This is a genomic window from Victivallis sp. Marseille-Q1083, assembly GCF_903645315.1.
In the GTDB taxonomy this organism is placed as follows: domain Bacteria; phylum Verrucomicrobiota; class Lentisphaeria; order Victivallales; family Victivallaceae; genus UMGS1518.
On record NZ_CAHJXL010000002.1, the window covers coordinates 25,879 to 44,970 of the forward strand.

Here is a 19,092-nt window from a genome sequence, read left to right on the forward strand (position 1 = left end):
CATTGTGATTTCGCCGAAAATTTAATATTATTCCTTATAGTGACTATGCCAAACGGTTTGGAATAGCAAAAAATCGGAGAACGAAAAACCTACTAACCTAAGGAGAAAGCAAATGGAAAGCAGGAAACGGGATTTTACATTGATTGAATTGTTGGTTGTCATCGCGATCATCGCGATTCTGGCCAGCATGCTGCTGCCGGCGCTCGGCAAAGCCAAAGCGGCGGCCCAGCGGATCAAATGCGTCAGCAACTTGAAACAGATGGGGCTGGCGGCGGTCTTTTACAACAACGACAACGAAGATTTCGTGCCGCCGTCGGTTGGCAACGGACCGAATGGTGAGCCGCTGGAGCAATTGACCTTCTGTTACCGGCCGACTGCCGACGAAGAGGCGAAAGGGTGGGGCGGCAGTCTGGGCCGGTACATTGAAGGCGATGTTTTCAAATGTCCGAATTCCGCCGTCAAATCGACGCTGCCGGATTGGTTCCAGACCAACTATGGACTCAACATTACCGTCAGCCATTTCCGCTATTGGGATCAGGCGAACGCCAACTGGCAGAAAATCACTGAATTTCAGCAGCCCAGCGTCGGTATTTTGATCGGCGAAACCTATGATCCGATTCGGGACTGGTCGTGCGAAACTCTGATTCTGCATCCGGGATTTCCGGACTATTTCGATTTCATCCGCCATGCGCGGCTGATGAATGTCGCCTATCTCGACGGTCACGTCAGCCAGGTGCGGGAGCAGTTCATGAAACAGGATGCCTGGGCAACGAAGGAAATGAGAGATTTCTGGGGGATGGACAAGCAGCGGTAATTTCGCCGCGGCTGGTGAAGGCCGGTTGATTTCACGCGAAGTCGGACAGGGGAATCGCCGGTCTTTCCTGCATCATAAAGGAGATTGAGGTTTTGACCGGTTGCAGCCGGCCGGCGGACCGGCCGGGAAACAAGATGGAGGCTGGTTGGAGAAGGTTGTCGGAAAAGGAGGACAGGTTGGATTCGAAGAAAAGGTTGGCGGAAGAATATCCGGCAGGGCGGCAACAGTTTGAACAGGAGGCGGACTGATTTTACCGCCGGATTGCCCGGGTGGTGGAAATTATCGATATTCGAAGCGGGTTTCGGTGTGGAATGGAAAAGCGTAATATAGTTCGGAAATTTATTTCAGGAAATGGAAAAAATTGATTTTTTTTTGAAAAACGGACGATTATACACAAAATCGTATCATTTGTGCATTGCGATTTCTGGAAAAATATTGTATAATTTTCCTAGATACTGATATCAGAGCGTTTGCTTGAGCAGCCTGGATATTCAAGAAAACTAAACCTTTAATGAAGGAGAATCCAAATGGAACGGAAATCGAATCGTGCTTTCACATTGATTGAATTGCTGGTTGTCATCGCGATCATTGCCATTCTGGCCAGTATGCTGCTGCCGGCGCTCGGCAAGGCCAAAACCAAGGCCATCTCGATCAAATGCGTCGGCAATTTGAGGCAGCAGGGGGTTGCCGAAGCCATGTACGGCCTGGACAATGACGATTATCTCACGTACGGTTTCTGGGACAATCCGTCCAAGTTCGACACCAGCTGGTTCAGCCAGTTGAACAGTTATCTGGGCAGCCCGGAGGTGTTGACCTGTCCGGCTTACAGCGCGGAGAAATTGACCGGCTGGATGAATATCGTCGATGAGGACAATGACTTCATCGAAGCATTTTCCGGTTCTTACGGCCACAATGTCTATCTCGGCGCCGACAGCACCCTGTGGCGTCCGGCTGGAAAAGGCCCGGTTTTGAAATTGTCCTCGCTGCAAAGCGCCGCTCCGGTGGTCGGAGACATCAAGCGCCACGGTTATATGAGCCCCGGCGACATCAATCTGACCACCATGCTGAACGGCACCGATGCGCCCGGCAGTTGCGTGTCCGTCCGTCATGGCAATAAGGTCAATCTGGTTTTCAGCGACGGCCACGCCGGCACGCTTGGCGCCCAGGAATTCCTCGGCGAAGCGTATAAAGCGTCCGAACGGGCGATCGGCAATGTCGCCGATGACAATGCTTCGATTTGTTTTTGGTTCATGGGGTACTAAATTACTCCAGCCGCCATCGATTCATGCCGCCGGCTGATGGGGCTCGGTGATTCCGGGCAGGATAAGAATTGGAATCTTCATGATGCGTCGGGATTCGGGCTGGGAAGTCGTATTTTTAGATTACGGAGGAAATGATGCGTAAAACGCTATGGATGCTTGGAATGTGTTGTCTGGCTTCTTTGGATGGAGCCGGCGGCGGAATGGTCGGCAGCAATGTCGATCCGGCTCCGGGACCGGCCGGGGAAAAGCCCTATGAGATGGTGATGAGGAGCGACGACCACGAGCCGTTGATCACCTTTGAGGATTGTACCCGCTGGGTGGTGGAAGGGGACCATGCCGAAGCGGCGCTCTACCGGACCGAAGAGGAGAAACTCTACCGGGATTACGCCGGCAAATTATGGTTCAGGGCACAGGGCGACAATGCCGAAATCCGGCTGCGTCCGGTTGAGAAGCTGATGATTGACGAGCCGTGGAATGCCGTGGCGGTCTGGAACCACGGTTTGAGCTGGGTCTGGCAGGCGCAGGACAAGGATCATCCGTGGCCGCAGATGAGCGTGCTGGTTCGCGGGGCCGACGGCAAAGAGTATGAGATCGACGGTTTTGCGCGGATGTATTACGATTACTGGTTTTACCAGCGCCGGCTGGTCAATCAGCCGATTCCGCGCCCGGCGGAATTCGTCGGCTTGAAATTTCGCAATTTTTCCAACGATCGGCCGCTGGCGATTTACCTGGATTGCGTCTACTTCTATCAGGCTTCGGAACGGCCGCTGACCTTTGCCCCCTGGCCGGAGCAGTTGCCGTTTCCGGTCCGCGGCGAGACGATTTTGCCGGATCAGTTGACTGCCGATTTCAGCAATGCGGTGGAGCGGGTCGCGCCGGATACGGTGGCGTTCGTCTATCGCGGCGGCGACGGCGAGTTGCGTTATGAATGGAAGCTGGATGCGCCGTTTCTCGACGGCTTGAAGGTGATCGGCCCGGAGGGCGCGGTAGCGCCGGCCGTCGGAGCGGGGGTGGTGCTGGCCGACGGTGAGAAGGCGACGCTGAAGCTGCTGGAGAATCAGTTGAGCGGCGGGGTGCTCCATTTGAAATATCTGGCGGCCGGGACGCATGCGGAAGCCCGGCTGGATTGTGAAGTCGCCATCAAGCAGAAGTCGCTGGTTTTTGATTTCCGGGAGGAAACCGCGTCCGCCGGACAAATTGCCCGGCTGGAATTGGGACGGGCGGAACAGACCGGTCCGCATCAGTTGTTCCGGCTGCCGTTTCTGACCTATGGCGGCGTCGATACCGATCCGCGCATGCTGCTGGCGAAGGGGCTTTACCTGTTCAGCCAGTTCGACTGGTACGTCTCCAATGCTTCCGAACTGGTCGGCGGCGAAGCCTCCGGCGCTGATTTTGCCCGCTTCAACGGTGCGGCGGTGTACAATGCGATCAGTGACGGGACCCGGAATCCGCTGCGGGAACGGCTGTTTCTCAATGTGTCTGCCAATCCGTGGGAGGTCTTTCCGACCGTCGACAATCCGCCGTCGCCATTCCGTGAAATCCAGGGCGACCGGCTGTGGCGGGTGGCCTCCAGCCATTCTCCGGAAGAATTGGCGCTCAACACCCGGCTGCGCCGGCTCGGACTGGAGAAAATTACGATCCGCTACCATGAGGACGACTGGCGCGACAGCGGGGACAGCTACACCTTTCGTTTGAATGCCGCGCCGAAGAAAGGCGGCGATGCGGCGTTGAAGCAGTTCGTCGCCGCCGTCCGGCAGCTCGGCTGGAAAATCGGCCTTTATACCAATTATACCGATTTCGCACCGGTCAATCCATTGTGGGACGAGGATAACATGATGTGGCGGCAGGACGGCAACTGGCTGGACTCCTGGGCGCGCTGTTATGCGCCGAAGCCGATGTGGGGGGTGGAAATGCAGGCGGAACTGGCACCGCAGATTCAGGCCAAGTTCGGGGAGGATCACTCCTATTGCGATGTCCATACCGCGGTGACGCCGTTCAGCCGGGTCGATTATGACGCCCGGGTGCCCGGCGCCGGGATGTTCCGCCGGACGTTCGAATGCTACGGCCGGATCCTGTACAATGAAAAATTTGCCCACCAGGGGCCGGCCTATTCCGAAGGCGTCAACCATTGGTGGTATGCCGGTTTGGTCGACGGCAACTACGCGCAGTTGATGAGCAACGACCGGCCGAACGAATTGTGGTTTCCCGATTTTGCGCTGCGCAAGCTCCATATTCTGGAGATGGATGCCGGCATGGGGTCGCCCGGCATGTTTTTCGGCAGCAGGTCGTGGAATATGCCGCAGTTTATCGCGACGAGTTTCGCCTACGGCAACATCGGCTTCGCCGACAACGGCCACGACGACGCGGCGGTGATGAATATCTACTATCTGATGCAGCCGGTTCAGGCCGGATACGTCATGGAGCCGGTCGAGGCGATCCTTTACGAACGGGACGGCATCGAATATCCGACCGCCGCGGCGCTGGTCAACGGCGCCTGGCGCGACGGCCGTTTGCGGGTCCGTTACGCCAACGGTTTCGAAATGCGGCTCAATGCCAATGCGGAAGTCTGGGATGATTTGCCGCAATGGGGCTGGCAGGTCCATTCCGCCGACCGTTCCCGCTGGTCGGTCCGCCGGCTGGTGGACGGCAAAGTCGTCGAGGCGGCGGCCGGGCCGGATTCCTGCTATTTCAATTCCGCCGACGGCGAGGCGGCTTACGGCGGGATGCGCGGCGAGGGGGCGGCGGCGTTGAAACGGGAAGCCGGCGGCTGGGAGTTGATTCCGGCCCGGCAGTACCGGAGTTTCGCCTTTGCGCCGGAGTTGATCGGAGCCGGCGACGGGGCGTTGACCGCCATCGGCGTGGACGCCGACGGCAATGAAGTGGAACGCCGGGCACTGGTACCGGCCTCTGACGGTCTGTTGTCGGCGCCGGCGGTGAATCCGGCGGTGTTCAAGTATCTGCTGCGGCGGAATTGAGGCCGCGGCCATGTACGACAGACTTTATTTCGACCGGCCTGCCGAACATTTCACCCAGGCGGCGCCGTTGGGCAACGGTGCGTTGGGAGCGTTGATTTTCGGCGGTGTCCGGCACGAAAAAATTGTCCTGAATGAGAAGTCATTGTGGTCCGGTTCGCCGCAGCAGGCGGACCGGCCGGAGGCCTGGCGGAGCCTGCCGGAAATCCGCCGCCTGTTGCTGGCCGGCCGGAATCTCGAGGCAGAGGCGCTGATGAAGCAGAGCTTCACTTGCCGGGGCAGCGGTTCGGCGTACGGCGCGGCGGCGGAAGTGCCGTTCGGCTGTTACCAGACGCTCGGGGCGCTCGAGCTGGATTTCGGGCCGGTCCTGAATTACCGCAATTACAGTCGATTGCTCTGGCTGGACCGGGCGCTGGCGACGGTCGATTTCGCCGCCGACGGCACGCCGCGCCGCCGGGAAATCTTTCTGTCCCATCCGGACAACGTGATGGTATGCCGTTTTTCCGGCAGTTACTTCCTGCGGGCGAATTTGAGCCGGCGGCAGCATGCCGCCGTGGAACGGGACCGGGATGACCTGGTTCTCCACGGGGTGTTGCCGGACGGCCGCGGCGGCGATGGAATGCGTTTTGTCGGCCGGCTGCGTTTCTGTCAGGCGGATGAGTTGAAATTCCGGGACGGGGCGGTGGAAGTCCGCCATGAACAGTCGCTGGTCATGCTGTTCACGGCGGCGACCGATTTCCGGTCCGGGCAGGATCTTTTCCAATTGACTGCCCGGCGGCTGGAGACGGCGTCGTCGATGGCGTTCGACGAAGCGTTCCAGCGGCACTTGGACGATTATCAGCCGCTGTTCCGCCGTTCGGTGCTGCGCCTGCCGGAGACGGCGAATTCCGCGCTGCCGCTGCGCCGGCGGCTGGAAGGCTTCCGCCAGGGCGCCGCCGACCCGGCTCTGGCGGCGCTCTATTACAACTTCGGCCGTTATCTGCTGCTGGCCAGCAGTCGGCCGGGAGCGCTGCCGGCCAATTTGCAGGGGATCTGGGCGGAGGAATATCAGCCGCCGTGGAACGGCGATTACCATCTCAACATCAACCTGCAGATGAATTACTGGCTGCCGGAGGCGGCCAATCTGGCGGAATGCCACCGGGTGCTGTGCGATTATATCGCCGGACTGGTGCCGAACGGCGAACGTACCGCGCAGTGTTATTACCGCGCCCGCGGCTGGGTGGCGCACGTGATCAGCAATCCGTGGAATTTCACCTCGCCGGGGGAGAACAGCTCCTGGGGCGCGACGCTCAGCGGCGGCGCCTGGCTGTGCCGGCATATTTGCGAGCACTATTTCTACGGCGGCGACCGGGCGTTTCTGCGGGACTACTATCCGGTCCTGCGGGGCGCGGCGGAATTTTTGCTCGATATGCTCGTCGAGGAGCCGGAACACGGCTGGCTGGTCAGTTGTCCGTCCAATTCGCCGGAGAACAGTTTTTATCTGCCGGATGGCCGGATTGCCCAGAATTGCGCCGGCCCGGCAATCGACACCCAGTTGATCCGGGAGTTGTTCGGCAATGTGATCGAGGCGGCCGGGATTCTGCATTGCGATGAAGAATTGCAGCGGGAGCTGCGGCGGGCCTGCGATCGTTTGCCGCCGGTGATGATCGGCCGCCACGGACAGATCCAGGAGTGGCTTGAGGATTATGACGAGGTGGAAGTGACGCATCGCCACTTGTCGCCGTTGTACGCGTTGTATCCCGGCAACGGCATCACGCCGCGGCGGACGCCGGAATTGGCGCAGGCGGCGGCGGTGACGCTGAACCGGCGCGGCGATGTCGCCACCGGTTGGTCGAGCGCCTGGAAGATCAATTGCTGGGCCAGGCTGGGCGACGGCGAGCGGGCCTACCGGCTCTGGAAGACCTTGATGACACTGGTGGAAGAGCGGAAGAGTATCGGTGCCGAAGGCGGCAGCTATGAAAATCTTTTCTGTGCGCATCCGCCGTTTCAGATCGACGGCAACTTCGGCGGCGCGGCCGGGGTGGCGGAGCTGCTGCTGCAGTCGCACGAGCGGCTGCCGGATGGCGGTTTCGTCATCCGGTTGCTGCCGGCTTTACCGGCCGCCTGGCCGACCGGTCGGCTGGACGGCTTGCGGGCGCGCGGCGGCGTCACCGTCGATTTGAGTTGGGAAGGCCGGGAGTGCCGGGCGGTGTTCCGGGCGGATCGGGGCGGCGAATATCCGGTCGCCGTCGGGCAGAATGCGGCGGTGGAGCGTCTGGTTCTGCCGGCCGGAAAGGAGGCGGAGTATCGATTTGCCTTCGAATTGCCCCGGACAAGCCGGATATTTGCATAACGGCGGAATCGTATTATTTTATTTTCAGGTGATCGGTTGAAAAAAAGGAGCGCTCCGGAACAATTCCGGAAGCGGAGTTTTTTTCGCGGCGTCCGGCGCTGGCCGGCGGCCCGCCTGAAAGAGAGAGCAGTGCCAAACCAATAGGAGGCTGTCAGATGCTGAAAGGAATTTCGCCGTTGGTGTCGCCGGAGTTGTTGAAGGTGTTGTCGGAGATGGGGCATGGCGATGAACTGGTGCTGTCCGACGCCCATTTTCCCGGGTATTCGAACAATACCCGGGTGATGCGCCAGGATGGCGCGACGGTGACGCAGTTGATCGAAGCGATCCTGCCGTTGTGGGAGTTGGACCAGTACGCGCCGCCGCTGGTGATGATGGCGCCGGAACCGGGCGATGCGATGCCGCAGGAGACGATCGACGCCTATGCCGGGGCGGTGGCGAAAGCAACCGGCAAGGCGATGAAGATCGAGTTGATCGACCGCCAGAGCTTCTATCTTCGCACCCGTTCGGCTTACGCGGTGGTGATCACCGGCGAAACCCGCAAATACGGCAATCTGCTGCTGAAAAAAGGGGTGATTTCCTGACGGGTTGACGCGGGAAATGCCGGAAGGCGGTTCCGGTCATGATTGAATGGCGTCGCTGAAAAACTGCCGGTCGCGTTTGCGAAACGACCGGAATCTGGTATACAGAGAATTCAGCGGCAATTGCGGATCGCCGCACAGGTCGATGATTTTTCGGAGATTGGCCACCTGGGAATCGATATGAAACCGGGTGTAGTGTTCGGCGCTGTTGTCGTCACGCTGCCGGATGCTCTGCAGAATTTTTTGATGGACATCATAGATCAGTTCATCGTTGAATTCCAGAAATTGCTGGTTGGAAGCATTGTGGTCGCGGTATTTTTCCTCGTTGCCGAGCATCCGGAAGTAAATTTCCGAACACATCTTGACATTCAGCCGGAAGAGCACCGACAGATAACAGAGGTTGTTCGGGCTGGAAAACCGGGCGTTGCCGCAGTAGGTGATGATCGCCATGTGGAAGTTCATGTCGGCGGAAATCGCTTTTTCGCGGTCATTTTCCTGTTGGGCCCGGGCGCTTTGCGCCAGGTAATATTCCAGCGCCTCCAGCGCGGTGACCGACGGCTGCAGCGCCAGGCGCCGCGCCGCGACCGGCTCGATGCCGGCGCGCAGTTCGTTCCAGTCGAGGATGTCGCCCAGCGTGAAGTTTTTGATCCGGTAGCCGCAATAAGGGATGTATTCGACGACGCCCCAGCCGACCGCCTGGCTCAGTGCTTCGCGCACCGACGGCCGGTTGATGTTGAACTCCTTGGCCAGCACCGATTCCTTCAGCGACTGGCCGCAGGTCAAATCGCTGTCCATCAGTTTGCGGACCAACGCCTCTTCCGCCTGCAGAAAGCCGGGTTCCTTGGTTGTGTTGCCGTTCGCGGCGCCGATTGTTTCGAGCATTGAAAACTCCTCATTGCTGTCGGATGTTTTTTCCGGCTTTATTATAGCAAGGTTCGGAAAAAAATACAACGGGCAATCCCATAATTGTTTTCAATTTCACTTTTCAACCGTTGCGCCCGGCCGCTATTGGTTTCCGATGACCGAAGGGGAAATCGTCCGGGTCAGAAAATCGCGCAGCGCGTCGCGCCAGTGCGGCATCGGCGGCATCCGATGAAGCCGCAGCATCAATTTCTCAAGCCGCGAATTGGCCGGACGCGGCGCCGGCAGCGGATATTCCTGCGTCGAACAGGGCACGACCGTTTGCCGGATGCCGGCCAGGGCGAAAATTTCCCGGGCGAACTCATACCAGGAGGCTTCTCCTTCGCAGGTCAGATGAAAGGTGCCGACCAGTTCCGGCCGGATCAGCAGTTGCCGCAGTCCGTCGGCCGCCGCCAGCGTACTGGTCGGATTGCCGACCTGGTCGGCGACTACCTTCAGGACCGGCCGGCTGCCGTCGGCCAGCTTCAGCATGGTGTGGACAAAACTTGGTCCGCCGGGGCCGTACAGCCAGGAAACCCGGGCGATGACGTGATTCGGACAATGGCGGCGGATCAACTGCTCGCCGCCGTATTTGCTGCGGCCGTAGATTGTCTGCGGATCGGGCCGGTCGAATTCATGATAAGGCTGTCTGGCGTCGCCGCGAAAGACGTAATCGGTCGAGATGGCGATCAGCCGGACGCCGTGCCGGTGGCAGGCGGCGGCGACATTGCCGCTGCCGGCGGCATTGATGCGGTAAGCCGTTTCGACCGCCGTTTCGCAGGCGTCGACGGCGGTCAGCGCGGCGCAATGGATGACCGCCTCCGGCCGTTCGGCGGCAATGAGCCGGTCAATTCCGGCGGCGTCGGTGATATCGGCCGCCGGCAAATCGGTCGGAACGACGTCGAATCCGGTCAGACGCTGCTGCAGGGTGCGTCCGAGCATGCCGTTGCCGCCGGTCAACAATATTCTCATGATCCGTTCTTCCTGTTATTTTTCTCGTCTTCAGTCGAAGAGTTCCGCCGCGACGAACGGCACTCCCTTGAGATCCTTGGGCGACAACAACGCTTCCGCCGCCGGAATCAGCCAGTCGATGCCGAGCGCCGGATCGTCGAAACGAATGGTGCGTTCGTAGTCCGGCGCATAATAGTTGTCGCATTTGTAAGCGAAAATCACCTCGTCGGACAGCACCGCGAAACCGTGCGCCATGCCGCGCGGCACGAAGAGTTGCCGCTTGTTTTCGCCCGACAATTCGACGGCGACGTGTTGGCTGAAGGTCGGCGAACTGCGGCGGAGGTCGACGACGATATCCAGCGCGCGCCCGGCGATGACCCGCACCAGTTTGGCCTGCGCATAGGGCGGGCGTTGGTAGTGCAGCCCGCGCAGGACGCCGTAGCGGGACCGCGATTCATTGTCCTGGATGAAATCGGCGGCAATGCCGGCCGCTTGGAACCGGGCCCGGTTGTAGGATTCGAAGAAACAGCCGCGCGCGTCGCCGAACACCTTCGGTTCGATCAGCAGCACGCCGTCAATCGCAGTGGTCGATACATTCATTTTTTCCCTCGTTCAAACGGCGCATCAGGTATTGGCCGTATTCCGTTTTCAGCAGATGTTGCGCCTGGGCCAGAACTTCTTCCGCGCTCAGCCAGCCATTTTCCCAGGCGATTTCCTCCAGACAGGCGACCTGCAGTCCCTGCCGGCGTTCAATGGTCCGGATGAAGTCGGCCGCCTCCAGCAAGCTGTCGTGGGTGCCGGTGTCCAGCCAGGCATAGCCGCGGCACAGGCGTTCCACCGTCAACTGGCCGCGGCGCAGGTATTCGCTGTTGACCGAAGTGATTTCCAGTTCGCCGCGGGCCGAAGGCCGGACCGCTTTGGCGATCTCGATGACGTTGTTGTCGTAGAAATACAAACCGGTGACCGCGTAATTCGATTGCGGATGCGGCGGTTTTTCCTCGATGGAAACCGCTTGGCCGGCGGCATCGAAAGTCACCACGCCGAACCGTTCCGGATCGCGGACGTAATAGCCGAAGATGGTCGCGCCGCATTGCCGCCGCGCCGCCCGGCGCAGCAGCCGCCCCAGGCCGGCGCCGTGAAAAATATTGTCGCCGAGCACCAGGGCGACCCGGTCGCCGCCGAGGAAGGTTTCACCGATCAGGAATGCCTGGGCCAAGCCGTCCGGCGACGGTTGGACCGCATAATCGAGCCGGATGCCGAATTGGCTGCCGTCGCCCAGCAACCGCAGAAAACCGCTTTGGTCCTCCGGGGTGGTGATCACCAGAATTTCCCGGATGCCGGCTTGCATCAGCACCGACAGCGGGTAATAGATCATCGGTTTGTCGTACACCGGCAGCAGTTGCTTGGAGACGCCGAGCGTCACCGGATAGAGGCGGCTGCCGGTGCCGCCGGCCAGGACAATGCCTTTCATGACGGTTTGCCTCCCAAACCGAGCCGTTCCAGCCGGTAGGAGCCGTCCAGCACCCGCCGGCACCAGGTGTCTTTGTGTTCCAGGTACCAGAGGACCGTCTTGCGCAGGCCGCTGGCGAAGGTTTCCTGCGGCTGCCAGTGCAGTTCCCGGCGGATTTTCGACGCGTCGATCGCATAGCGCAGATCGTGACCCGGTCGGTCGGCGACGAAAGTGATCTGTTCCCGGTACGATTTGCCGTCGGCGCGCGGCCGCAACTCATCGAGCAACGCACAGATGAGGCGGACGACTTCCAGATTGGTCTTTTCGTGGTTGCCGCCGATGTTGTAGGTCTGGCCGGGCGTTCCTTCGGTGATGACTTTGAGAAGCGCCGCGGCATGGTCTTCGACATAGAGCCAGTCGCGGATCTGCCCGCCGTCGCCGTATACCGGCAGCGGTTTGCCGTCCAGCGCATTGAGGATCATCAGCGGAATCAATTTCTCCGGGAAGTGATACGGCCCGTAATTGTTGGAGCAATTGGTCACCAGCGTCGGCAGTTGAAAGGTCCGCTGCCAGGCGCGCACCAGATGGTCGGAGGCCGCTTTGCTGGCCGAATAGGGCGACGAAGGCGCGTAAGGGGTGGTTTCCCGGAAGTAATCGCCGGGGCCTTTCAGATCGCCGAACACCTCGTCGGTGGAAATGTGGTGGAACCGGAACGCCGCCTGCCGCCCGGCCGGCAGGCCCTGCCAGTAACGGCGGGCCGCTTCCAGCAGCGTGTAAGTGCCGACGATGTTGGTCTGGACGAATTCTCCCGGCGCGTCGATCGAGCGGTCGACATGGGATTCGGCGGCCAGGTGCATGACCGCGTCGGGGCGGAAGTCATCGAAAATCGCTTCCACCGCCGGCCGGTCGCAGATATCGGCCCGTTCGAAACGGTAAGTTGGCAGATGGGCGACCGGTTCCAGCGATTCGAGATTGCCCGCATAGGTAAGTTTGTCGATCACGCACACTTCATGCGGCGTATATTGCAGCAGGCGGCGCACCACGGCGGAGCCGATGAAACCGGCGCCGCCGGTGACGATGAATTTTTTTCCGGTCATATCAAATCCGAGATTTTCACGATACAAATTGCTGAAACGGCCATTTTTCAAAAATTTACTAATATCCTGTCAACCCTCTTTATGCAACCGGGGCTTTCGGAAAATTCCGCAAAACCCGGCCGCCGGCCGCTTCAATCGAACAACAGGGAAAATTCGACATGGGTTTTGCCGTTCAGCGGGAATTTCAACTCCTTGGCCATGCCGTTGCGATGAAGCCGGAAGGCGACTTCGCCGGCCTGGTCGAACAGCCGCAGCCGGCAACCGCGGTCGTCCAGCTCGGCGACTTCGACATGGGTGGACATCTGCAGCGGTTCGACCGCGTAATTCGGCAGCAGCGTGATGATTTTCGCCTCATGCTCGACGACCTCGGCAGTGAAGTCACCGGCGGCGCAGTGAATGTTCACCGTCTGGCGGTTGCGGTCACTTGTCCAATCGGTGTTCAGCAGCATCAGAGTCCGGTGGCGCGGTCCGTTTTCCCAGCGCGTCCAGAAAATTTCGTCGGTAGCGGCGGTGACGTAATCGTCGGTCCGATAACGTTCCGCCAGACCGGCGATGATTCCGCCGACCAATCGGGACAGTTTCTCGTGGCCGGGATAAGCGTAAAAGGTCAATAGATAGACCCAGCCTTGCCCGAAACGGTGCCGGACCAGCAGCGGCGCGCCGGTGTCGCTGTCGTAAGCGATGATTTCCGCGCCGTCGGAAAGCTGGATTCGGGCCGTCCGGCAGGGACCGTCCTCGTCCGGCGAAACGCTCGGCAGCCGCGAAAGGTCGACCGTCCGGTTCAGGGCCTGGTCGACATGGAAGTATTGGCCGCTGAATTCCGGTCCGGGTCCGCAGACTTTGACCCCGGCCAGTTCAGTCAGGTCGCCGTCGCGAAAGAGGGCCAGGTCGGCCATATCCAACAGGAATTGGCGGTCGACATGAGTGCTGAACTGGGCCAGTGACGTTAAGAGAACGCCGCCGGAAACGACGAATTCGGTCAGTTTGACATAATCTTCGGCCAGCATGGTGTTCCAGCCGAGGTGCAGCAACAGACGGTAATCGTGAAACACGCCTGCGGACGCTTCGATCGGCAGTTGGTCGAAATCGCCGTAGGGGGTACCGGAGAAATAGAACCGCCGCCGGTCGAATTTCTGCCGGAACGGATGGGTCGAGGCCTGCGGCATCAGCACATCCAGCAGTTGCCGGACTTTTTCCGGCTGCCGGTGCTCCCAACCGGGATCGGAACGGCCGAACTGGCCCCAGACGGCGTAATCGGGGCCCTGTTCCGGACCGCAGATGAATCCGTTGAACGGCGCCGCATAGCGGCCGTCGAGAACGGCGATGGCCGGCGCCGGCCGGCCGGCGCGCGGATGAGTTTGGGTGAATTCGAAAAAGCGGCGCGTCATGCTGCGTTTGCCGCGGGTCAGGTAATCATCCCAGCCCTGGCGTTCTTCCTTGAATTGCAGGAACAGACTGTCTTCCTCATAGATGACTTTGGCCCCCTGCATCCACGGCAGGAACAGGGCCAGAAAGTATTGATTCAGTTGGTCGGGGAAGTAAAGCTGCTTGGTGTGCTGGATGGCGATGTGGACACCCCATTCCGTTTTGCCGAACGCCTTGGCGGCGCCGCGGGCGAGGGAGCCGAGGTGCTGGCTGTGCGCCACCAGCGTCTCCGTCCGGATAAAATCGAAGCCGGCCTGATAACAGTGCCGCTGACCGCCGGAAGCGTCGCCGATTCCGGCCGGCATCTGGCGGGCGTGGAGATCGTCGCTGATTTGCCGCAGGTGGGCGATGAAGCGGCAGTAGGCGTCGCGCATGTCCTGCGATCGGTTGTCCGGTTCGGCGGCGTAGACCGGTCCGCTGGCTTCATGCGGCCCGGCATTGTGGAAATAGGTTCCGGCCGCCGCCGCCAGCGCGCCGGAGCGGTAGCAGTTGGTGCCCTGGACAAAGATGTGGTAACGGCGGCACAACTCCCCCCAGCGGGTCAGTTCGGTGTCGCTGACCGCCGCATCGGTGGGATGGCCATGCTGTCGGAACGAGCGGAAAGCGACGAAATTGCCGAGCTGGGTGCGCCAGGTGTAATCGAGCAGCCAATCCATTTCGCCGTGCGAATCGTGCGGCACGGTCGTCATATCGAATCCGACTTTGACCGGCGGCGTTTCCGGCGGCAGGTCGTAGACCGCCCGGATTTTGCCGTGATTGCTTTGGCCGGCATTGGCGACGCTGACCGGGTAATCGCGGCCGTCGCCGGCCGGCGTGAAGGTGAAGTCGTTCCAGCCGGGATGAAGGAGGCAGGACAATGTTTCATCCGGGGTGACGACGGTGATTCGGTCTTCGCGTTCGGCATAAATGCGGCCGGTCTGCGGCTGGTTGCGCAGCGCCCAGTGCGGCAACGACAAATCCAGATGGCTGCGGTATTGCCATTGGCCGGCGATACGGCTGATCAGCAGCGAGAGACCGCCGCCGGCGTTTCGCAGCATGATTTTGCCGTCGACCGGTAGCGTCAGGAAAATATCTTCCAGCAGTTGCGCCGAAAAATCATGCATCCGGAAGTAATGGATCACCCGTCGTTCGCTGCCGTCGGCAGCGATGAAACTCAATTCGATGTCGCCGTCGGCCACCGCTTCATAGCTGCCGTCCGGCGGAACGGCTTCGATGCCGACCGGCCACGGCCGGGCGGTTGTCCAGAGCGAGGGCCGGGCGGCCATCGCCTGAAGGTGCAGCAGCAATTCGCCGCTGCGTTGTTTGGGCGGCAGCGAAAGGGTGAACTCAACCTCTCCGCCCGGCGGCAGTACCGCCGCGTCCATGCGCGACCAGTTGATTTGTTCCAGCGGCAGCTGCGCCGCTTCCAGGACAGCCTGGCCGGCTTTGGGGGCCGGGCGGAACCACAGGCAGTCGCTGCGGGTGACGACGACGGCGCAGCAGGAATATTTGCCGCCGACCGGGAAGATGAGCCGTCCGTCCTTTCGAATTTGCCCGGCGGTGAATTCGAAGGTGCCGGATTGGGTGCATAACGCAAACACGGCGCCGTCGCCGGCTTCGGCCTCCACCCGGATGCCGGCGATGCCGCGCCGGGTGGAGGATTGCCAGTCAAGGCCGGGCAGCGGCACTTCCCGCGGGGACAGAATCGGCCCGAACCAGACGGTCGGATACTGCAATTCATAAAGTTGCCCGATTTTGCCTCCGCTGCAATGCAAACAACCATCCCAGCGGAACAGCGGATGATAATGGCGGCGCGAATATAAAAACTGATATCCCCATTCAATGCGGAAATTCAACTTCATGATCGATTTTTGCTCCTGTGTCGATATTGATTCTATACCAATAATGCCGCTTGGGTGCTTTCGCCAGTATCGGGCGAGAGTTTCCGCGAAATTTCCCGGCCTCAGCCTTGCATAAAATCTTTTTGTCCGTTAATATTAAAAAAGTGGCAATTCACATTTGCCCGGGATGGACAATTTCCCAGGTAAACCGCTTCAGGCGGCAATTTGCCGGGAAAGTCAAGGATGATGAAATGCGGCGGCTTGAATGCCGCCGCGGAGGCAGTAGACGATGCAAACCAACGGCAAACAGTGGGCGGTCAGGATGGCTGAAAAAGGGCCGGGCAATTTTTACCGGGTATCCGCCGATTTATACCGTTCGGCGCAGCCGGAGAACAAAAATTACCCGCAGCTTCAGGCATTGGGGATCAGGAGTGTGCTCAATTTGCGTTATCACCATCGGAATCCGAAGAATGGGGCGGCCGACTACCGGCTGAATTTTCTGGCAGTGCCGTTCAGTGCCGTCGATTTGACCTCGGCGGAATTGACGAAGGCGTTGAGGCTGTTCAAAACAGCGCCGAAGCCGGTGCTGGTGCACTGTTGGCACGGTTCCGACCGGACCGGAACGTTCTGCGCGGCCTATCGGATTGTGTTTGAAGACTGGAGTGTCGAAGCGGCGCTCGATGAATTGAAGAACGGCGGTTTCGGTTTTCACCGGCGGCTTTATGCGAACATTCCGGAACTGTTTCGCGCCGTCGACTGGCCGGCGGTCCAGGCGGCGGTATTGGCCGAAGAAAACCGGCCGCCGCCGGAGGCCGGTTCATAAAAGACACAGCAGCGCCGCCAGCGCCGTAAACAGGCCGGCCAGCGCCAGCTTGCCCCAGAAGACGTTGCGGCGGCTCCATTGCAGCAGCCCGGAAGTGGTGACGCCGCGGTAGGCGATGGCGAAGACCGCCAGCAGCGGCAGGATGAACATGACATTGTAAAGCAGGAGATACCACAGCCAGCGCCCGGCGCCCTGTTCCTTGGTCAACAGCACCAGCGTCGGCAGGTAAACCTGCCCGGTGCAGACGCTTTCAAGCACGGTGACCAGCACCCCGATCAGGAAGGCGCCGGGCAGCAGATAACGGTAAGCGAGGCCGCGGCGCATCACCGTATGGATGCGCCGCTTGACAGCCGCCGGGAGCTGCAGTTTCACCGCCGCAGCGTTCCGGGTCCGCCGGAAGCGGATTGCGTCGAGCAGCGACAGTCCGGCGAACAGCAGCAGCAGCAGGATCATGGCGGATTCGATGAGGCGCTGCAGCGTTTGATAGCCGGAGAAAAGCTGCAGCGCCCGGAACAGCCCGAAGCCCAACGCCAGATAGGTGAGGAAACAGGCGAAGCAGTAGACTGACCCGACCCACAGCAATTGGCTTCCCCGGATTCTGGCCACCGCCAACAGGCTCAGAAAGAAAATCAGGGTGGAAAAGACGCACGGATTGATGCCGTCAACCAGTCCGGCGGCGGCGACGGCGCCGAGGGTGAAGGCGGCGGCCCGATTGTACACTGCTGCGTTATCGGCGTCTGCCGGGCCGCCGGCCGGGGGCGGAGCGGCGGTGGCCGGCGTCTGCAGGCAGTTTTCGACTTCGAAAAGGAGGCGCCGGTCGATGGCGGTGAAGCCGCCGAGATAGAGCCGTCGGTCGAGAACGATGGCGACCGGTTCATTGTCGTCGATTTGCAGGGCGTCTTGGAGTTCGACCAGTTTCAAATAATTTTCCGTGATGCCGATGTCGTAATGGTTCAGCACATAGCGGCCGGCGAACCGTTCTGCCAGCCGCGGCAGTACCAGAGCTTTGACTTTGGCGCATTCGTTGCAGCCGGGCTGGTAAAAAAAATCGACCGTCACCGGCTCGGCGGCGGACAAGCCGCCGGCCAGCAGGAACACCAGGAGAATCGATGCCAAAAGGCTTCGGCGGACGGTTTGCCGACCGGGCCGGGATAATGCCGTTGCCATCGCTTTATCCTTCCGAACGCGGCAGTTGCATGGCGGTATAAGCGGAATCGGTTTCCCGGAAGCCCAGCTTCTCATAAAGGGCTTTGCCGGCCGGCGTGGCGGCCAGTTCCAACAGCGAAACCTGCCGCTGGGCGGCTTCGACCAGCAAGGCTTGCAGAATCAGCGTGGCGAGTCCCCGGCGGCGGTAGGCCGGCCGGGTATAGACGTTGAGCAGTTGGCCGGTCCGGCCGGTCGGATAGCGGAAATTGGCCGGTTTTTCCACCAGCAGCAAAAGGGCGACCGAAACCAGTTCCTCATCGGTATCCGCCACGTACGCGAGGCAGTCGCAACCGAGATGGCCGGTAAAAAAATCGGCCCACTGCCGCCGGAATGCGTCCCGGCTCTCCGGCGGGAATTCTCCGTGCTCTTCGCACAGAAAGTCCAGACGCAGTTGCACCAGTGCGTCGAGATCATCCGGAGTGGCTTTGCGAATTTTCATAAACCGGCCTTCTGGTTGTTTCGTTTCATAATCTAGCACCGGAAAGGGGAGAGGCAAGCCGGACCGGCAAAAGAATTTTCAAGCGGCCGCGGATGAGGCCGCTGCCGCTTGGCGCCGGAACCGCGTTGCGGTTTCGTTCAGGTGCTGCCAGCGCGTTGTTGCTTGCGGAAAGCCAGCGGCGAAATACCGCGGAACTTGCGGAACATCCGGCTGAAATAGTAAATGTCGCAGAAGCCGCAGCTCTCGGCGATGTCGGCGATCGGCAATTCCGTCCGGATCAGCAGCAGTGTGGCGCTGCGGATCCGTTGTTCCTGCACGTAATGCTGCGGCGAGATCCCGAAATAACTGGAAAAACGGCGGATGAAAGTGCTCAATCCCATCTTGGCGAATTCGGCCAGTTCGGCGTTGGTGTAATTGCGGGCCGGATTCTGCTGTATCAGCCGCCAGACGGCGATCAGGCCGGATTCGACCGGCCGGTATTGGAAGAGATATTGTTCCGGCAGCAGCGCCAGCGCGGCGGTCACCAGCGCGGTGACTTCGAATTCGAGCCGGAATCCGGAGTTGCGGCGTTCCTGCAATTTGGTTGAAATCCGTTCGACCAGCGCTTCCAGAGCGGTTGACGGCGGCAGGCGGCAGCAGAAATCGCGGCAGTTGGACAGATCGCCGTCGACCAGGAAGTGAAGGTAGAATTTATCAAGCGGTCCGGTCAGCGACGAATTGAATTCGGTCTGCGGCGCGATCACCCAGACTTCCCCGGCGCGCATCGACAGCGTTTGGTCATGGTAATGGAGCAGACCGGTATTGCTCCAGGGACGGTAAAGCCGCCAGTAGGGCGCCGGCGGACCGCCGATCTGCCAATCGTTCAGCACATCCCGCCGGCACAGCAGAATTTCCACCGCCGGGCCGCTCAATTGGAAAACCTGGTGTCGGCTGTCACTGCTGTCGTTGATATTTTTCATTCGGGCTTCCTCCGGAATCGTTCTGACATATCATAACATTTTGTCGGGTGGAGTCAAGCGGAAA

At 60.3% G+C, this 19,092-nt stretch carries 15 protein-coding genes; 6 read left to right on the forward strand and 9 right to left on the reverse strand.

Going from position 1 to position 19,092, the window contains the following annotated elements; all coding sequences use genetic code 11:
• The first annotated feature begins 112 nt into the window (after positions 1–112).
• From HWX74_RS16200 to fucU, 5 genes are all read left to right on the forward strand, one after another.
• Positions 113–814 (forward strand): type II secretion system protein, encoded by a 702-nt coding sequence (locus HWX74_RS16200; RefSeq protein WP_176014637.1) that lies wholly within the window; start codon positions 113–115, stop codon positions 812–814.
• 527 nt (positions 815–1,341) lie between these two features.
• A complete protein-coding gene (locus tag HWX74_RS16205) occupies positions 1,342–2,076 on the forward strand; it encodes a type II secretion system protein (RefSeq protein ID WP_176014638.1) in 735 nt (244 codons plus the stop codon).
• Between the two features lie 134 nt (positions 2,077–2,210).
• Positions 2,211–5,051, forward strand: a complete 2,841-nt coding sequence (locus tag HWX74_RS16210) for a hypothetical protein (RefSeq protein ID WP_217704994.1) — start codon at positions 2,211–2,213, stop codon at positions 5,049–5,051.
• 10 nt (positions 5,052–5,061) lie between these two features.
• Positions 5,062–7,380, forward strand: a complete 2,319-nt coding sequence (locus HWX74_RS16215; protein ID WP_176014640.1) for a glycoside hydrolase N-terminal domain-containing protein — start codon at positions 5,062–5,064, stop codon at positions 7,378–7,380.
• A 155-nt stretch (positions 7,381–7,535) separates the two neighbouring features.
• On the forward strand, positions 7,536–7,961 hold the full coding sequence (gene fucU, locus HWX74_RS16220; protein ID WP_176014641.1) for an L-fucose mutarotase: 426 nt from the start codon (positions 7,536–7,538) through the stop codon (positions 7,959–7,961).
• A 36-nt stretch (positions 7,962–7,997) separates the two neighbouring features.
• On the opposite strand, the gene HWX74_RS16225 is transcribed toward fucU, so the two are convergent.
• The 6 genes from HWX74_RS16225 to HWX74_RS16250 all read right to left on the reverse strand — a co-directional run bounded on the left by HWX74_RS16225 (position 7,998) and on the right by HWX74_RS16250 (position 15,622).
• Positions 7,998–8,840 carry a GntR family transcriptional regulator gene (locus HWX74_RS16225; protein ID WP_176014642.1) on the reverse strand — a complete coding sequence of 281 codons (843 nt, stop codon included), beginning with the start codon at positions 8,838–8,840 and terminating at the stop codon, positions 7,998–8,000.
• 123 nt (positions 8,841–8,963) lie between these two features.
• A complete protein-coding gene (gene rfbD, locus HWX74_RS16230) occupies positions 8,964–9,830 on the reverse strand; it encodes a dTDP-4-dehydrorhamnose reductase (protein ID WP_176014643.1) in 867 nt (288 codons plus the stop codon).
• A 30-nt stretch (positions 9,831–9,860) separates the two neighbouring features.
• A complete protein-coding gene (rfbC, locus tag HWX74_RS16235; RefSeq protein ID WP_176014644.1) occupies positions 9,861–10,409 on the reverse strand; it encodes a dTDP-4-dehydrorhamnose 3,5-epimerase in 549 nt (182 codons plus the stop codon).
• Complete coding sequence (rfbA, locus tag HWX74_RS16240) at positions 10,384–11,280, reverse strand: glucose-1-phosphate thymidylyltransferase RfbA (protein ID WP_176014645.1); 897 nt, start codon at positions 11,278–11,280, stop codon at positions 10,384–10,386. The genes rfbC and rfbA overlap by 26 nt, the downstream gene beginning before the upstream one ends.
• Positions 11,277–12,356: a dTDP-glucose 4,6-dehydratase gene (gene rfbB / locus HWX74_RS16245; protein WP_176014646.1), complete on the reverse strand. Its 1,080-nt coding sequence runs from the start codon at positions 12,354–12,356 to the stop codon at positions 11,277–11,279. The genes rfbA and rfbB overlap by 4 nt, the downstream gene beginning before the upstream one ends.
• A 131-nt stretch (positions 12,357–12,487) precedes the next feature.
• Positions 12,488–15,622, reverse strand: coding sequence for a hypothetical protein (locus HWX74_RS16250; protein WP_176014647.1), 3,135 nt, complete (start codon positions 15,620–15,622; stop codon positions 12,488–12,490).
• A 268-nt stretch (positions 15,623–15,890) separates the two neighbouring features.
• Here HWX74_RS16250 and HWX74_RS16255 point away from each other — a divergent pair, with 268 nt between their 5' ends.
• Positions 15,891–16,424 carry a dual specificity protein phosphatase family protein gene (locus tag HWX74_RS16255; protein ID WP_176014648.1) on the forward strand — a complete coding sequence of 178 codons (534 nt, stop codon included), beginning with the start codon at positions 15,891–15,893 and terminating at the stop codon, positions 16,422–16,424.
• Here the strand turns inward: HWX74_RS16255 and HWX74_RS16260 are convergent.
• The 3 genes from HWX74_RS16260 to HWX74_RS16270 form a co-directional block, all read right to left on the reverse strand.
• Positions 16,419–17,540 (reverse strand): cytochrome c biogenesis CcdA family protein, encoded by a 1,122-nt coding sequence (locus HWX74_RS16260; protein WP_176014649.1) that lies wholly within the window; start codon positions 17,538–17,540, stop codon positions 16,419–16,421. The two genes, HWX74_RS16255 and HWX74_RS16260, sit on opposite strands and share 6 nt — an antisense overlap.
• Positions 17,541–17,595: 55 nt before the next feature.
• Entirely contained in the window at positions 17,596–18,069 is a 474-nt protein-coding gene (locus tag HWX74_RS16265) for a GNAT family N-acetyltransferase (protein ID WP_176014650.1), read from the reverse strand.
• A gap of 137 nt (positions 18,070–18,206) precedes the next feature.
• Positions 18,207–19,028: a helix-turn-helix domain-containing protein gene (locus HWX74_RS16270; protein WP_176014651.1), complete on the reverse strand. Its 822-nt coding sequence runs from the start codon at positions 19,026–19,028 to the stop codon at positions 18,207–18,209.
• Positions 19,029–19,092: the final 64 nt, after the last annotated feature.

Bases quoted from the DNA above. Each gene is read 5' to 3' on its own strand.
- HWX74_RS16200 (WP_176014637.1), top strand. From the start codon at position 113: ATGGAAAGCAGGAAACGGGATTTTACATTGATTGAATTGTTGGTTGTC.
- HWX74_RS16205 (WP_176014638.1), top strand. From the start codon at position 1,342: ATGGAACGGAAATCGAATCGTGCTTTCACATTGATTGAATTGCTGGTT.
- HWX74_RS16210 (WP_217704994.1), top strand. From the start codon at position 2,211: ATGCGTAAAACGCTATGGATGCTTGGAATGTGTTGTCTGGCTTCTTTG.
- HWX74_RS16215 (WP_176014640.1), top strand. From the start codon at position 5,062: ATGTACGACAGACTTTATTTCGACCGGCCTGCCGAACATTTCACCCAG.
- fucU (WP_176014641.1), top strand. From the start codon at position 7,536: ATGCTGAAAGGAATTTCGCCGTTGGTGTCGCCGGAGTTGTTGAAGGTG.
- HWX74_RS16225 (WP_176014642.1), bottom strand. From the start codon at position 8,840: ATGCTCGAAACAATCGGCGCCGCGAACGGCAACACAACCAAGGAACCC.
- rfbD (WP_176014643.1), bottom strand. From the start codon at position 9,830: ATGAGAATATTGTTGACCGGCGGCAACGGCATGCTCGGACGCACCCTG.
- rfbC (WP_176014644.1), bottom strand. From the start codon at position 10,409: ATGAATGTATCGACCACTGCGATTGACGGCGTGCTGCTGATCGAACCG.
- rfbA (WP_176014645.1), bottom strand. From the start codon at position 11,280: ATGAAAGGCATTGTCCTGGCCGGCGGCACCGGCAGCCGCCTCTATCCG.
- rfbB (WP_176014646.1), bottom strand. From the start codon at position 12,356: ATGACCGGAAAAAAATTCATCGTCACCGGCGGCGCCGGTTTCATCGGC.
- HWX74_RS16250 (WP_176014647.1), bottom strand. From the start codon at position 15,622: ATGAAGTTGAATTTCCGCATTGAATGGGGATATCAGTTTTTATATTCG.
- HWX74_RS16255 (WP_176014648.1), top strand. From the start codon at position 15,891: ATGCAAACCAACGGCAAACAGTGGGCGGTCAGGATGGCTGAAAAAGGG.
- HWX74_RS16265 (WP_176014650.1), bottom strand. From the start codon at position 18,069: ATGAAAATTCGCAAAGCCACTCCGGATGATCTCGACGCACTGGTGCAA.
- HWX74_RS16270 (WP_176014651.1), bottom strand. From the start codon at position 19,028: ATGAAAAATATCAACGACAGCAGTGACAGCCGACACCAGGTTTTCCAA.